Source organism: Stieleria mannarensis, from assembly GCF_014154935.1.
Lineage (GTDB): Bacteria > Planctomycetota > Planctomycetia > Pirellulales > Pirellulaceae > Stieleria > Stieleria mannarensis.
On record NZ_JACEHH010000010.1, the window covers coordinates 164,299 to 180,176 of the forward strand.

Genomic DNA, 15,878 nt, shown 5'->3' on the forward strand with positions numbered 1-15,878 from the left:
GTTGGTGTTGAATTCGCGCCCACGATGGGCGCGAAGGAAAATGAACTTTGGGGTTCAGGGAGGCTTACTGACGCGGCGAGCCGAAGATGGTCGGGATCAAATCGTTCAAGTCGATCCCGTTGATCGCTCCATCGCCGTTGGTGTCCAAGTCGAATCGATACTCGAGAGGATTGAACAGCGACGGGATGATCGAGTTCAGGTCGATGCCGTTGCGGAACCCATCGCCGTTGGCATCACCGAGCAGACGGAAGAAGTCGTCGTTCGGTGTTCCCGCGGCGTTTTGGCCGCCGAAGGCATAGTCGACGGCCATCGCGGCGGCATTGCTTGCCGATTGCACTTGGGTGCCCGCGATGTCCAGTCGATAGTTGCCGTCGTCCAGCGAGTTGCCTTGCAGCCCGGTTCCGACCCGTGTCACCACGCTCGCACCGGCGGCAAAGGTCAACACAACCGTCGTCTTGCCACTCGCATCGGATGCGTCGATGTTCAACCCGGTGACTTGGGTCGACGTGTCGATGTTGGTCAACGTGAACGCGGATTGCAGATTCGCGTGGTCGACTTCGCTATCGAACGTCACCGTCACCGAGGTGATCTGGGACCGTGATGCGGATCCGTCATTGATCACGACCGACTCGACTTGGGGAGTGGCCGGTGTCGAATCGATCGAGTAAACCCGCAGGGTGTTGCTGACTTCGTTGCTGACGACCAGCAACGGCGATCCGTTGGGGCTGTCGCTGGAGGAGATGAACGTCAGGCCTTCGGGGCTGACGTCGGCGGTGTCGTTCAGGACTTGGGAGAGCGTGACGTTGGTCGGGTCGGTGACGTCAAACACCGTGATTGCGTTGGCTCGTTCGAGTCCGACGAAGGCGTAGGTTCGCCCATCGATCTGTCCGATCGTGACGCCTTCGGGCTCGGTGCCCTTGTTGTCACTTCGCCCGTCGGGATACAGGCCCAACAGATCGGTCGCTCGGGCGAGCACATCCCCACTGTCGAACACCATGTTGCCGTCTTCGTTCCAGATCGAGAACGATCGGGCACCGTAGGAATACAGGGCGTCGAAATCGCCGTCGCCATCGACGTCGCCGACGATGCCGCTGAGTTCCAATTCGCCCATCGAGGCCGGATCCTGCAAAGCGGCGGCGTTGGGGAACAACGTCGGGTCCAGTGTGACGCTTTGGACATCCGTCTCTTCGGCGTCGCGTGCATCTCCTTCGTTGGCGGTGACGTAGTAGGTCACCCCGTCGACTTCGTAGCTGGCGATCGCGTCGGGTTGGAACAAGCCTCGCACAGGGAAGCTGCCCAGCGTCAATGCATCGGGCGAATTGTTCGTCGGGTCGATCTGCGCGTTGGCCGCGTTGTGATCTTTGTAACCCAGCGGCATGATCCCGATCACCGTCGCGGTCGCGATGTCGACTTCGGCCAACGCGTTGTTTTCCTGCAACGTCACGAAGGCGGTCGTTCCGTCGGGCGAAACGGCGATGTATTCCGGTTCGACGTCTTCGGAGACGCTCTTGCCGGGAGTCAGTTTGACGCCTGCGTCGCGAAGGGCTTGCTCGCTGCCGTCAAAGGACTCAAAGCCGGCGGTTTGCACCGTTGCAGTCGCGACACCGGTGGAGACGTCAACGATGCTGACCGAACCGACCGGATCCGTTGTGCCATCGGAGGCGGGTTCGCCTTCGTTGGCCACCAACAGTCGGGTGCCGTCCGGTGTGAACGTCAACTGGTCCGGCAAGGCGCCGACGGTGACGCTGCCCAGGAACGCGGTGTCGGCCGCGTTGTAGAAGAACACGCGACCGGCGACTTGGTTGTCGGCGCCCGGGACGGCTGCGGCCACGAGGCCCGCCGGACCGACCGCAACGCTGGTGATCGCGTTGTCGTCGGCACCCTCTGTTACCGGCTGAATCGTTGACAGCAGCACCGGATTGGCCGGGTCGGCCAGATCGATGACTTGCAAGCCGGCGTCGGAGGTCACGAACAATCGATCGCTGGTGGGATCGAACGCCGAGATCTCTGCGCCAGAAAGGCCGCTGGTGATTCCACCGATCGACGTGAACGATGTCGAACCGTCCGGGGTTTCCGACAGCGCGGAGAAGCCGACGCCGTTACCCTGAACGGCGAACCGATAGACACCTTCGTCGACGTCGTCGCTGGTGATCACCACCGTGGCGTCGTGCAGTCCCAGCTTCGATGGATCAAAGACCACATCGAAGGAGAACGATCCGCCGGGGATCACCGTTGCGACCGGTTGGTTGGCAAACGTGAACGCAGACGATTCTGGGCCAACGATTGTGGCATCGGAAATGTTCAGTGCCGCATCACCGGTGTTCTCGATCGTGAACGTCTTGGTGACCGATCCACTGGTCACATCGGCGCTAGCAAAGTCGGTGCCCGCCAGGGGCGAGACGTTGGTCGTTCCGGCAACGATCGGCTGGCTGTTGTCACCGCTGATGTTGATTTCCGGGTTGATCGCGGTCGTGAACACGACCTCCAGTCGCGGCCGTTCGACTTCACTGGCCGCTTCGGAGCTTTGGAAACCCCAACCGTCCGTTCCACTTTCCCAGGGGTCGAACAACCAACCGAAGTTTTCAAGGCTGCCGTTGACCCAGGCTTGAACATCGGCGGTTACATCCCAGTCGTGGAACCCCCCCTGGACGTTCGGGTTGCGGCTGGCATTGCCTGCCGCGGCGGTGAATTCCGTCGCCGCTTCGACGCCGTCGACGCTGACACCGTCTACCAGGCTGTTGAACGTGTCGGTCTCGTTCCACGTGGTCAACATCGGGAAGAACCGTGCCCCGTCACCTTGTGCATTGCTGGTCGACGATGCGGTGCGAAGCCGTGCGGTGATGATCCGCGAACCGGCGGGGATCTGGCCGGCAAGCTCCCCGATGATGTCGTCAAACCGGATCAACGCACTGCTGGTCGGCGAGTCGATGAACAGCGTTTCGGCGGCCGACAAGTCGTCATCCGCGGCCGCGCTATTGATTTCCGTGTCCACGGTCGAGGAGTAACCGTCGACGCCTTCACGGAAGCTGACGATATTGGCTCCGGCGGGAACCCATTCGATTTCCAGCTTCGGTCGGGCCGTCGGGGTTTCGTCTTCGGCACTGCTGAAGAACCATCCGTCGGTTCGGTCCTGCCAGCCTTGAATCACCCAGCCGTTGTTGGTTTCACCGTTAGCCCAGGCTTGGATGTCCGGCAGTACGCTGAAGCTCAGTAGGCCCGTGCCGGTGCTGCCGGCTCCACTGGCCGTTCCGATTGCGGATTCAAAGGCGGCGGAGGCTTCACCGCTGCCCGTTTGAATTCCATTTCCAAACGCGTTCCACGTCGCCGTGGCGTCGTCCCAGTCGATCGACATTCGGTGCAGAGTTCCCCCGTCGCCCGGCGCGTTGGACGTGTTGGGGTTGGTTTCCACGACCAGGTTTGCCGAGGTGATGGTCGACCCCAGCGGGATTTGCCCCGGTCCGTCACCGAACAGGTCTGCGTAACGCAGCAGGACTTGCGACGCGTTTCCACCGCTGTCAAAGTCGACCAATAGATCCGATCCCGGAGCGATGACCGAATCGGGATCGCTTTCACGGATCTGGGCATCGGACGTTCCCTGATAGGTTCCGTAGCCGTTGTTGACCCCTTGCTGCAGTTCACGGCGGTAGACCAATCCCAGTTGCAGAGGTTTCGTGACGGGCTCACTGGCCATGCCGTTGCCGTCGACAAACGAAAACGTCACGACGCGGTTGCCACCGGTCACAACGGAGTCGGAATTGAAGAACGTGACCGACTGCAGGACTCGCTGGACGGCGGTCTCTGTTGCCGCGGCATTGAACGTCAGCGTCAGCGGTGTGGTTCCGGATCCGGCGCTGAACGTCGCGACCACGACGCCGTCAAAAATGACATCGGTTCCTGAAATACCGACCTCCCCTGCCCCGCCGCCTTCGTCGCGGATCGACAAGACATCCGACGCGAATTGGCCGCTGGTCAGTTCGACCGTCGCGACGGCACCGTTAAAGAACGGCACGCCGATTGGAATGAGGTTGAATTGTCCGGCGATACTGACCGCTTCATCACCGACGCCGTAGTAGGTCGCTCCCGATGCGGTCTGCAGCACGGGGGCGGCACCGAAACCATCGATGTTGATCGTGACGGTCGCCGACGAGGTGCCACCGAAACCGTCAGTCATCGTGTAGCTGAACGTGTCGGTCGCCGTCTCGCCGTCATAGAGCGAATCGAGCACGGTTCCCGGGCTATAGCTGATCGTTCCGTCCGCGTTGGCCGTCAGTGTCGCGCCCAAGCTGGACGTGGCATCGACGCTGTCGATCGACAGCAATCCGGGAACGGGACGTGCCGCGGGTTGACCGATCGAATCAAAGGGAACGAAGGCGAACGTGAACGGTTGGTCTTGGCGACCCATGCCAGGCATGTCATGCGATCGAATCAAGAACCCCCCTGCCCCGTCGTCTTGGTAGCTGAGGTAGTTGTCTTCGATTTCGCCGTTGTCTTGATTGGTCAGCACCAGCATGCCGGTGTCGGGCGACTGGCCGGGGATGGTGACTTTCCACTCGTGACCGCCGTCGGTGACTTCGAGTCGTTCGACGCTAAACTCGCCGATCGCCCGGCTGACCGAGTTCGGTCCGGCGTTGAACGGGTCGATCGTTCCGGCAACCAGATTCTGGGCGTTGCGGGGGACAAAGACGAACGAGAACCCGCCGTCTTCGCCGGCAGTGAAGTCTTGTTGGTTGTCTCGAATGGCGATTTGATAGGTCGACGATCCGGGGACCGCGCGGGCTTGGGCGACGTTGTCGGCGTTTTCGTTGCCGATCACGAACAGGAATCCGTCGACGCCGGCGTCGGTCACGCCGGGGATGGTGACTTCGTAGCGACCGACGTCGGTGCGGACGACTTCGGCATCGGTCAACCCGTTTCCGTTGGTCAAGATCCCACCGGCACTGACGTGCCCGCCGACCCAGTTGTCGGCAAACGAGAAGTAAGCCACCGAGACGTCGGCGTCGGCAGACGCATCGGCTCCGAACTGTTGCAGCGCGAGTGAGGTTCCGCTGCCATTGTCGAACGACTGGACCAAGCGGTAATTGGTGTTGGGGGTGTCAAAGTTCTCGCGGATCGTGGCCATCACGACGCCGTCGGCTTGGTTGATCGCGGTCCCGTTGTGCAGGATTTCAACCGTGCCCGTCGATCCGGACCCGAGTGTGATGCTGTTGGTGCCGGTTCCGGTTTGGGCGACCGACCACACGCTGGACGCGTCGACCGACAAATTCGCCGCGGGAATCCCCTGCGGCGAGCCGATCAGGAATTCAACGTCGGGGTCAGTGTCATTACCGAGCACGGTGATCAATGCGTCCTGAGCACTCAACTCGTTCAGATTGACCGTGTCGTCGTTCGCGGTCGGTGCTTGGTTTTCACCTTGGACCGTCACCGTCACCGTCGCGGTCGAAGTCGCTCCACGACCATCGCGGATGGTGTAGGTAAACGTATCGGTCAGCAGTTCTCCGTTGCCCAAATCGGCGATCGGTGATCCCGCGCCCGAGGGGTCATAGGTGAACGTCCCGTCGGACTCCAGCGAGACGGATGCACCGAGCGCACTGACGCTGTCAAATCCGTCGATGCTGAAGTCCAACCCGTCGATCTTTTCCAGCGGGCTGTCATAGGGCAGGAAGATGAACTGGAATTCCGGGAAGTTGCCTGTCGGGGTGAACGTCTCCGATTGCAGAATGTCGATCCGGAAGGAGTTGCCTTGAGGAGTTGCCATCACGGCGTGATTGGACGGGATCAGGGTTGACGATCCGTTGACGTCGGCAAAATCATAAGACGTCCCAACGGCGATCAAAGCCCCGTCGGCCGGTGAGTAGCCATCGATCGTCACCAGCGGTGCCAAGTCGGTGTCCGAGCTGAGCGTGACGTTGCCGTAGCTTTGTCGCAGCGTGTACTGGCCTTCTTCCGATGCCGCGCGTCCGCCGATCAATCCGGTCGTCGCTCCGGGGATGTAGACGAAGCTGATCGCGTCGCTTTCGAATCCGGTGGCATCCGAATCGCTGTCCATCTGACGGATCATCCACTTGTTATTGAAGCCCTGCGGATAGACCGACACGATGTTGTCGTCGTTGCTGCCGCTGACGGCGAACAGCAATCCGTCGTCGGTAAAGCTGGCTTCGGGAATCGTGATTTCAAACAGTCCCGGTTGCAGCAGCGTCACATTGTCTTGCGAGATGCCGACACCGCCGAGCACGGTGCCGTCGGCGGCGATGTGCCCGGAGGTCCATTGGTCGCCGAAGGGGAAGAATGCGGCGCTCAGTGCGGTGTTCCGTTCGCCGCCGCCGATGCCCCGATCGGTCGCGAACCCGTAGCTGCCGAAGGCGGCGTAGGTGTTGACGGTCGGGAATGGGCTGGTGTTGTCACGGCCGGTGCCCAAGAAGACGCCATCGGCCATCGACAAATCTTGTCCGCCGCGGCCGACCGCGACGTCACCCAGGTTGCCGGGGCTTTGAATCGTCAAATCGTTGGGACCGGCGGTGGTGTTGACGATCGTGAACACCGACCCTTCGTTGGTGGTCGCCGCCGGGTCGCCGTAGATCTCCGCGGCGGAAACCGAGAACTCGGTTGTGTCGGGGTGATAGTCGTTGCCCAGCACGTCGATGCTGGCCGGGGTCAACTTGTCGGTCACCGTTCCGTCATCGTCGACCGCGAGCACGCCATCGTCTTGCGGGGTGACCGAAACGGCCAGCGTGGTCGAGACGGTTTCACCGCTGGGGTCGGTCGCCGACAAGGTGACCGTCGCGTAGCCGAACTGGTTCAGCGCCGGCGCGATCGAGGCGTTGGTCCCGGTGATTTCACCGGTCACCAATCCGCTGACTCCCGTGTCGATTCCATACGTCAGGACGTCGTTGGCGTCGACATCGTTGAAGATTGCGGTCAAATCCAACACGGTCGCCGCGTCGTCTTCGTTGAAAATCAAGTCCGCCGGTGTGGAGATCAATTCGGGGGCGTCGTTCACGCCGACCCAGTTCACGGTGACGGTGGCTTCGTCGCTTTCGACGCTTCCATCGGACGCCCGATAAACAAAGGTGTCGGTGTCGGTTTCTCCGGCACCGAGTGCACTGATCGCGCCCGAGGTGTCGTAATTGACGGTGCCGTCGGCGTTTAGCGACAGTGGCAGTCCCTTGGCGGACAGGCCATTGTTGTTTTCGCCGAGCGAGGAAACGGTCAGGTCGGTGGTCGGGCTGAGCGTGTTTTCAAAGGGCACAAAGAAGAACACGAAGTCCGAATTGAGCGGTGTTTCGGTGTTTCCATTCCAGGCGAATTGGCGAATGATGATGTCGCCCGTTCCGTCACCCGCATCGTCATAGCTGAAGTAGGTGTTTCGCGGTTGACTGACCGAAAGGTCGTGGTTTTCGATAATCAGGGCGCCCGAGGTGATGTCGTGCCCGGGAATGCTGACCCGGTAGAACCCTTCGGATTGCCGAGACACGCTGAATTCGCCGAAGGACTGCTGCATCGGGCTGGCACCGTCGAATCCGCCATCAACGACGCCGCCGATCAAACCTTGCGCATTGCGAGGAATGTAGAGCACGCTGATCGGGTCGATGTCGGTGGAACCGATTTCTTGGCTGTTGTCACGAACCTGAACCGCCCATTGGTTTCCCTCGATCGGCCGGGCTCGCGAGTAGTTGTCGGAGTTGTCACCGGCGATCGAGAATAGGAACCCGTCCTCATAGGAATTGGTCACCCCGGCGACTTCGACCACGTAGTTCCTGCCGTCTCCGGTCGCACTGATGTCTGTGCTGCCGAAGACCCTTGAACCGCCTTCGTCGATCGTTGCCCCGGCCCATCCCGCGTCGTAGGGAAAGAAGGTATTGGAGATCGGGACAGAGCTTTCCCCGTTGTTCTCCGGGGCGGCGGCCATCGCGATCCACGTGTTGGCGGAGTCGATCACGTACTGCAGGGCGCCCAGATTGGTTTGCGTGCTGTCAACCGCTTGGTTGTCACGCATCACGGGCAGGCTGATTCCCTCGGCCGCCGTCAAAGGTGCCAGGTCCGTATCGTTGGACGGGTCCGCATCGTTGTCACGATGCAGGTCCAAGTCGCCCCGATTGCCGGTGATCGAAGTCACCGCGCCCGGGATCAACGAGCGTTGGGGGACTCCCGGCTGTCCGGGACGTTCGGGGATAAACCAATCGGTGGTGTTGACGCCGGGGTTATACGTTGCGCGGTCGAAGTCGACCTGAAACGCCGACACCGATTGCACTTCGCTTCCCGAGGTGTCGTTGGTCAGGACGTTGATCGAACTGTCCGTTGCCAGCGTCAGTGAGTCATTGACAACGTTGGCGGCGAGCAGTTGACGCGCTTCGAGCGATTCTAGTTTCAAGTTCTTCTTCGTCGGGCGACGACGCTTCGATCGTGAACTCGAACCCTTGGGACGACGCGTATTCATTCTGGATTTCACGGTTGATGTTTCGCTGGGGGATGGTTGTGTGCGGGCGACGCGGCAACCTGACGGTGGTGGTGCGTCTGGATCTTCGGCCGCTGCCGAAGTTGCGGAAGATAGCGATCGCGAAAAGTTGAGCAATGCGAACACATGGCTATTAACACAGTTCACATCGTTCGCGGACGAAACGTTCACGAGAGCTTCATCTGGTAACTCCCAGGTGTGGTTAGATACCCGCGCGTCTTTGTTGTGTGAAAAGCCAAGAAGGACCGCGCAGGCGTTGGCTCTGTTTCGATCAACGATCACGTTGCGATGTAACGTCGGGGTTGCTGTTGTCCCGCCGCCAGGGTGTGAATGTTAGCAAGCGAAGAAGGCTAATGCGTAGTTTGAATGAATATACGAAAACGCTTCTCAACTCGACTTTTGTCGCCAAGTCAGATCGCTAACGTAGCCGTCCGAGCACGAAGGCTCGGTTGATGAACCTCTTTTCTCGTGGTCGAACGCTTTTCATGTTGCCAACGATGGCACGAGTGTCGGTTCGGCCCTTTCAACAATATTGAATCAACACAGTTATCACTTACAGGAGACAATGATGTGGTCAGGTAATTTCATTCGATCGAACCCAGAGGCGCGGGCGCGTCGTTCGGGGCGGATGGTATCCAGCGGTTTCACGCTGGTTGAATTGCTGGTCGTGATCGCGATCATCGGAATTTTGGTCGGTTTGCTTTTGCCCGCCGTCCAAGCCGCCCGCGAAGCGGCGCGTCGAATGCAATGCAGTAACAATATGAAGCAGATTGCACTTGCGACGTTGAACTATGAGAGCACGTACAAACAATTGCCGGCCGGGCCCTGGGACGGCGATCCCGATACCATCAACCCGTCGGGGCGAACCTCCGACGCGTGTTGTCGGGCGGCAAACCGTGCCGGTTGGTCGGCGCATTGGCGGATCTTGCCGTTCCTGGAGCAAGGGGCGGTTTATGAGATGGCGACCGACGATCCGCCGCACTGGCCCTATCGTCCCAATAACTCGCGGGAAGATGACGTCGCCCAAATCTTGATCCCCGTTTATTACTGCCCGACCCGCCGGGCGCCGACGGGATACGGAAGCGCGAAATTCGGCCGTGTCGACTATGCGGGAAACGGCGGCTTCTATCACGGAAGACCCGATACCGCGATCAACTTTATCCCCGAAGCCCCGCTGGGAGCCCCCGCCGTTTCGACGCGAAGTCGCAGCAACGGCGGTTTAATCAAAAAACGCGGCGGTGCAATCATTTGGGCCAAAGAAGGCGACAAGCGACGTCTGGCTGACATCCGTGACGGGCTGACGCACAGCATCGTGTTCGCCGAAAAATCGTTGCCCTACACCGAGCAAGGGCTCGATGGTGGAGACAACGAACGCTGGAACAACGCTGGCTGGGATACCGACACGATCCGTTGGCACTTTCCACCCAAGAGCGACAACGACGCCTACGCTCCCGATCGTGACAACGGCGGATCGACCAACTGGAACCACTACTTCGGCGCCGCACACGTGGGCTTGCACGCCGCGCTGTGTGACGGGTCGGTCCAGTTTTACAACTTCAACGTCGATGCCACGGTTTGGAAGAATTTGTGCGTCGTCGACGATGGAGAATCCCATGAAGAGAATCAAGTCCACTAATTCGAGGATCAAAAGAATGAAATCGAAAACACCTCCCACTCCGTTTGCATTGATGTTTCTTGTCGCCTGTCTGTGCCTGCCGGTCTTCGGATGCGGCGCGCCGGCGGCCCCGGAGATCGATCCGGACGTCGCCGCGGAGATCCAGGCGGAAGATCAAGCGGTCTTAGACGCCGAAAGCGAACTCTAACCTGGACTGATCTCGGTTCGGCCGAGCGGTGAATTGCATGTTGAAGTGTATTAGCAGTGAAGACCCGACGGCGTTGCCGTCGGGGGGGCGGGCGAAGCGGCAAGGGCTCGCGGCGGTGATTGGTTTGATATGCGCTCTGTGCGTGATCGGATGCTCGTCAAAGGACGATCCGATAGCCACATCCATTCGCCCCGGCGACGATGGTGTCGTGGCAAACGTCTACAGCGGTCCGGCGGTCAGTGACTTCACCATCTGGCGACCCTTTGTGGAGCACGGTGAGGTCAACATCGATCCGGACCTGATCCGGTCAACCGCATTTGCCGTGCGATTCGCCGCGGATGATCTTCCCGTTGTGATGATCCCGTTGCACCCGGCGCTTCAACTGACCGAGCCGGTCGTCGATTACAAGACGGCGCAATCTGCAAGAAGCGGCATCACGAAAATGATGGTCGCCGAGGCGTTCGGGGCTGAGACCGAAATGCGACGGCTGGCCGAGGTCGTCGAATCGGAAGAACCATCGACGCGGGTGGGCGACAGCCTGACCCACGATCTGATGGTCGTTTCACCCGGCACGGCGTCCCGCCGACTCCGTCCACTGCAACTTGCCGCCGATCCGGTTCGGGTCGGCGATGTGATTTGGATGGCGACGGCGGTCTATCGCGGTGCACCGGCCAGCCAGGTCGGGCATTCCGCCAGAGTGACACACGTCGACGACGATGGGCGGATGGCGTACGCGTTTCTGAACGAGAGGTTGTCGCTGTTTGCCACCGACGGCGCGCCCCTGCTGGACGACGCGGGGCATGTCGTCGGCATTCATCTGGGGCCGACGGTCGATGAAGACACGCTCGGCGAACCGTTGGGGGACGCAGTGGTCGGCTTCGGCGTCACGGCAAGCGAAGTGTTGGCCACTTGGGGGCGCAAAGTGTCGGGGGCGGGAGAGAAGAACTGAGCGAGTCGACGCCATACGCATCAAGTTAATCGGTCGATTCATTGCTGAGTCGAATTCACCCTCCCTCTGGGAGGGACGCGGAGGAGTGTGCGACGACGCGGGGAGCGTTTGCAGTGGCTCAGTGAGACCCAAGTGCCACCGCTCGACCCTCCCCTCGCTGCGCTCGACCCTCCCTGCCAGCGAGGGTTAATTCCTAACTTGGTGCGTCTGCCCGACGCCGTCGCGCAAGGTCCCCTGCCCTGCCCCGCGTCAGGACGCGTTTTCGAGAAAGACTCCGATGCGTCGGAATTTTTCGTAGCGTGAATCGAGCAGCTGGTCGGCCGATTGAGTTTCCAATTCGCCGAGCGCTTTGGACAGATAGGTTTTCAGCCGCGATGCCATTTGGTGGTGGTCGCGATGGGCTCCGCCGAGCGGTTCGTCGATCACATCGTCGACGACGCCCAGGCGTTTGAGATGATCGCTGGTGAACCGCAATGCGGCGGCGGCTTTGGGGGCGTGTTCGTGGCTTTTCCACAGGATGCCGGCGCAGCCTTCGGGGCTGATCACGCTGTAGTAAGCGTGTTGCAACACGGCGATGCGGTCGCCGACGCCGATCCCGAGCGCGCCACCCGACCCGCCTTCGCCGATCACGATGCAGATGATCGGCGTTTTCAGCTGGCTCATTTTGAACATGCTTTCGGCGATCACTTGAGCCTGGCCGCGTTCTTCGGCACCAACGCCGGGGTAGGCGCCGGGAGTGTCGATGAAGCAGATCAGCGGCAGCTTGTATTTTTCCGCCAGCCGCATTTTGACCATCGCCTTGCGGTAGCCTTCCGGGTGGGCGCATCCGAAGTGGCAGGCGGCCCGCTCTTTGAAGGTGCGTCCTTTTTGGTGGCCGATCACCATGACTTTGAAACGGTCCAGTTTGGCGAACCCGGCCAGCATTGCGCGGTCGTCACCAAAGTGTTTGTCGCCATGGAGTTCCACAAAATCGTCGAACGCCAGGTTCAAGTAGTCTTTGGTGTAGGGACGATTCTTGTGTCGGGCGACTTGAACGGTTTGCCAAGGATCGAGCGACGAATAGACGTCACGCAACTGTTTGGCAAGGTCGGTGCGCAGCGACCGCAGTTCGCCCTCGGACGCTTCGCTGCGTTCGGTTTGGCGTTGCAGCGTGCTGATGCGAGCTTCAAGTTCAGCGATTTCAATTTCAAAATCGAGTCCGGGTCCGGCCATCGATCGTCAATCCTCTAATTCGTCGTCAAATTCGGTTGCCGATGGTTTGCGAATCATGTCATCGGCACCGCGGATTCCAGGCATGTTGTCAAAGACACTGATCTCTGGTTTCCGCGGGCGTTTGTTCCACAGTTGAATCGAACGGATCTCTTTCAAAAAGTCCCACATCGACGCCGGTCTGGCGGCGGCCGATTTGGCCATCATGCGTTTGATCAGATCCGCGAATTCTTTGCTGACGTTATTGTTGTAGGCGATCGCACTGGGGATCGAGGCGCTCAGGTGTTTGTTGAGCAGATCGTTCGGGGTGTCACCGGTAAAGGGAGGTTTGCCGGTCGCCATTTCAAACAGTACGCAGCCGAACGAATAGATGTCGGTGCGTTCGTCACAGACCTTGCGGCGGATCTGCTCGGGCGCCATGTAGCTGCGCGTCCCTTTGGCCAGACTCTTGCGATGAAAGATTTTGCTGAGGCCCGTCTTTTTCTTCTCGGTGATCGTAAAGTCGATCAGCTTGGTTTCGCCGTCACGGCTGACCAAGAAGTTGTCCGGTTTGATATCCAAGTGGATCCAGTTCCGGGTGTGCATGTAATAGATGCCTTCGCCGGCCTGTTCGATGATCTTGTCCAACATGAAGGCCAGCGAGTCGGGGCCGCGGCGGAGGGCCTGTTTGAGGTTCAGTTCGCTGAACAGTTCCAACACCAGAAAGGGGCGTTCGTTGGCGATCGAGTAGTCCAGAATCTTGATGATCCGCGGGCTGTTCTGCAGGTCCTTGCCGACGTTGTATTCGTGCTTGAGCAGGTTGACCTCGGTTTTGTCCTTGGCCATCTGGCCTTTCAGGATTTTTAGCGCGTAGCGATCCTGTTCGTGCTCATGGACGGCTTCCCACACCTCCGCGGTCGAACCGGAACGAATCAGTCGGGTCAATCGGTACGGGCCGTAGTAGTCTCGCGTTTTGGTCATCAGTTACCGATCGGACAATAGGGCAGCGTGCTGGAAATTCGAGTGGCCCCGGGCTCCTCGATGGGGGGGGCGGTTGAGTGTACCAAACCCTGGTGACGACGCATCATAGTTGACGCCCCGGATGCGGCGAAAGTCGGGGATGGGAAACTGGCCGGACGAAGGCGTCTTGACGTGGCTACGCTCGCCAGAGCGTGGAGAACCCGCGGACTCACCTTCTGGCGAAGGTAGCGACGAGGTTAGCCCGGCCGCCGGTCCAGCACGCGCAGGTAAAGTTCGCGGATCTGGCGTGTCATCTCCTGGTGGCGGAATTGTTCGGTGAATCGCTGCCGCCCTGCCCTGCCCCATCCTCGCCGCAGCTGGTCGTTTTCGGCCAGCCGGATCAGCGAATCGGCTAGCACCGCGGTGTCGCGTGCCGGCACCAAGAAGCCGGTTTCACCGCTGATCACCACCTCGCGGGCCCCATCGACGTCGTAGCTGACGGCGGGTTTGCCCGCGATCAAGGCTTGCGGCAGGGCTCGAGCGAGGCCTTCCCGCAGCGAGGTGTGAACCAGGACGTCCATGGCACCGATCAGCGGGGGGACGTCCGATGGAGACACCAGCCCGGTGAAGACGAAATGGTCGGACAATCCGAGTGATTCGATCCGCCGGGTCAACGGCTCGCGGAGGATGCCGTCGCCGACCAACAGGAACAACACCTGGGGGCATTGCCGCACCACATCGGCCGCCGCGGTGATCAGATCTTCGTGGCCTTTGAGATGAAACAGGCGGGCGATTTTTCCGATCACGACCCGATCGGGCGCAATCTGATACTTTTCGCGGACGGCCTGGCGATGCTCGTCGGCATGTAAAAATGGTTCGACGTCCATCCCGCTGTAGATCGTGGTGAACTTTTCTCGCGGCGCGACGCCGGCACGGACCATCAAGTCGGTCATCGCGTCGGCGACCGAAATCATGTGGTGGCAGCGGGCCGCGGCGTATCGTTCGCAGCGTCGAAAGAACTCGCGCGCCGCGCGGGGCTGGAATTCGTGAAAAGGGGCGCCGTGGACGGTGTGGATCACCGCCGGCACGCCGAGCGACCAGGCGGCGTTTCGCCCCAGCAGCCCGCCCTTGGCACTGTGGGTGTGCACGACGTCGGGGCGGAAGTTTCGGATCGCGTTGCGGATCGCTCGGGATGCGGCCCAGTCGCGAAGCGGGTGGATGTTGCGACGAAACATCGGCAGCAGTTCGATCTGCAACTCCCCTGCCCTGCCCTGGAGTTCTGCCCTGCCCTGGAGTTCTGCCCTGCCCTGTTGGTTCGCTTGCTCGGCGAAGAAACCGGCGCGGTCAAGCAGGTCGCCTTCGGGCCCCAGCGCCGGGCCGGTGACCAGCATCACTTCGTCATCATGATGCTCGATCAGGTCCAGGCAATTGAGCAGCGTGTTTTCTTGGGCGCCGCCGATGATCATACGAGTGATGATGTGGGCGACGCGCACGCGATTGACATTCGAAGGGGGTGCGGAATACTAGTAGCCTATCGCAACTCAATTTGCGGTTAGCCGATGCGTTCGCAGAGTCGCCGTGTTCTCCGAACTCGGCGCTCAGAAAGCGGAGCTTTGCCCGAAGCCGACCTCGGAGAGGACGGCGACTGTCCAGCCCAACCGAAAACCAAGCTGCGGCGGAAGACTAGGCCGTCCCGAACTCGACGCGGCGGAGTCCCAGTTGGGATTGCAGCCGATTCACGATCGACGTGTGCATCTGGCTGACCCGCGATTCGGACAGGTCCAGTGTCGCACCGATCTCCTTCATCGTCAATTCTTCGTAGTAATAAAGAATGATGATCAGGCGTTCGTTGCGATTGAGTCCTTTGGTGACCAGCCGCATCAGATCGTTTTTCTGGACGCGCCGGGTCGGGTCTTCGCCCTTCTTGTCTTCCAAGATGTCGATTTCGCGAACGTCCTTGTAGCTGTCGGTTTCGTACCACTTTTTATTCAGCGAGACGACGCCGACGGCATTGGCGTCGGATTCCATCTTTTCGACTTCGGCGACCGACAGTTCCATGTGTTCGGACAGTTCCTGCACGGTGGCGGGGCGTCCGTACTTGGTTTCCAACTGCTTTTTGGCGACGGCCAGTTTGCTGGCCTTGCTGCGGACCAACCGGGGCACCCAGTCCATGGTGCGGAGTTCGTCCAGCATGGCGCCTCGGATTCGAGGCACGCAATAGGTTTCGAACTTGACGCCTCGGTCCATGTCGTAGGCATCGATGGCGTCCATCAGTCCGAAGATTCCGGCGCTGATCAGGTCGTCCAATTCGACACCATCGGGAAGGCGTTGCCAAATGCGATCGCCGTTGTAGCGAACCAAGGGCATGTAACGCTCGACGAGGCGATTACGCAGAGGCTCGTATTCGTCCGCATCCTTTTCGGTTTGCTTAAACTGTTTCCAAACCTCTAGGATTTCATCGTCTGTTGAAACTGCGGCTGGCATCCAATCCTCCGTGATCTTCAAT

8 protein-coding genes are annotated in these 15,878 nt (G+C 60.2%); 3 read left to right on the forward strand and 5 right to left on the reverse strand.

The features are described from left to right. Positions 1 to 64 precede the first annotated feature (64 nt). Positions 65 to 8,368, reverse strand: coding sequence for a choice-of-anchor I family protein (locus tag H1B37_RS09340; protein ID WP_182866371.1), 8,304 nt, complete (start codon positions 8,366 to 8,368; stop codon positions 65 to 67). Between the two features lie 712 nt (positions 8,369 to 9,080). Here H1B37_RS09340 and H1B37_RS09345 point away from each other — a divergent pair. The 3 genes from H1B37_RS09345 to H1B37_RS09355 all read left to right on the forward strand — a co-directional run bounded on the left by H1B37_RS09345 (position 9,081) and on the right by H1B37_RS09355 (position 11,224). Further along, the gene (locus H1B37_RS09345) at positions 9,081 to 10,088 is read left to right on the forward strand and encodes a DUF1559 family PulG-like putative transporter (protein WP_182866372.1); all 1,008 of its coding nucleotides are present in this window, start codon (positions 9,081 to 9,083) and stop codon (positions 10,086 to 10,088) included. 16 nt (positions 10,089 to 10,104) lie between these two features. Next, positions 10,105 to 10,275, forward strand: coding sequence for a hypothetical protein (locus H1B37_RS09350; protein ID WP_182866373.1), 171 nt, complete (start codon positions 10,105 to 10,107; stop codon positions 10,273 to 10,275). A gap of 208 nt (positions 10,276 to 10,483) precedes the next feature. Further along, on the forward strand, positions 10,484 to 11,224 hold the full coding sequence (locus tag H1B37_RS09355; protein WP_182866374.1) for a S1 family serine peptidase: 741 nt from the start codon (positions 10,484 to 10,486) through the stop codon (positions 11,222 to 11,224). 249 nt (positions 11,225 to 11,473) lie between these two features. On the opposite strand, the gene H1B37_RS09360 is transcribed toward H1B37_RS09355, so the two are convergent. The 4 genes from H1B37_RS09360 to H1B37_RS09375 all read right to left on the reverse strand — a co-directional run bounded on the left by H1B37_RS09360 (position 11,474) and on the right by H1B37_RS09375 (position 15,877). Next, positions 11,474 to 12,436 carry an acetyl-CoA carboxylase carboxyltransferase subunit alpha gene (locus tag H1B37_RS09360; protein WP_182866375.1) on the reverse strand — a complete coding sequence of 321 codons (963 nt, stop codon included), beginning with the start codon at positions 12,434 to 12,436 and terminating at the stop codon, positions 11,474 to 11,476. 6 nt (positions 12,437 to 12,442) lie between these two features. Next, entirely contained in the window at positions 12,443 to 13,393 is a 951-nt protein-coding gene (locus tag H1B37_RS09365; protein WP_182866376.1) for a serine/threonine protein kinase, read from the reverse strand. Positions 13,394 to 13,629: 236 nt separating this feature from the next. After that, positions 13,630 to 14,865, reverse strand: a complete 1,236-nt coding sequence (locus H1B37_RS09370) for a glycosyltransferase family 4 protein (RefSeq protein ID WP_182866377.1) — start codon at positions 14,863 to 14,865, stop codon at positions 13,630 to 13,632. Between the two features lie 190 nt (positions 14,866 to 15,055). Next, positions 15,056 to 15,877 carry a FliA/WhiG family RNA polymerase sigma factor gene (locus H1B37_RS09375; RefSeq protein ID WP_220498129.1) on the reverse strand — a complete coding sequence of 274 codons (822 nt, stop codon included), beginning with the start codon at positions 15,875 to 15,877 and terminating at the stop codon, positions 15,056 to 15,058. Position 15,878: the final 1 nt, after the last annotated feature.

Bases quoted from the DNA above. Each gene is read 5' to 3' on its own strand.
- H1B37_RS09345 (WP_182866372.1), top strand. From the start codon at position 9,081: ATGGTATCCAGCGGTTTCACGCTGGTTGAATTGCTGGTCGTGATCGCG.
- H1B37_RS09350 (WP_182866373.1), top strand. From the start codon at position 10,105: ATGAAATCGAAAACACCTCCCACTCCGTTTGCATTGATGTTTCTTGTC.
- H1B37_RS09360 (WP_182866375.1), bottom strand. From the start codon at position 12,436: ATGGCCGGACCCGGACTCGATTTTGAAATTGAAATCGCTGAACTTGAA.
- H1B37_RS09365 (WP_182866376.1), bottom strand. From the start codon at position 13,393: ATGACCAAAACGCGAGACTACTACGGCCCGTACCGATTGACCCGACTG.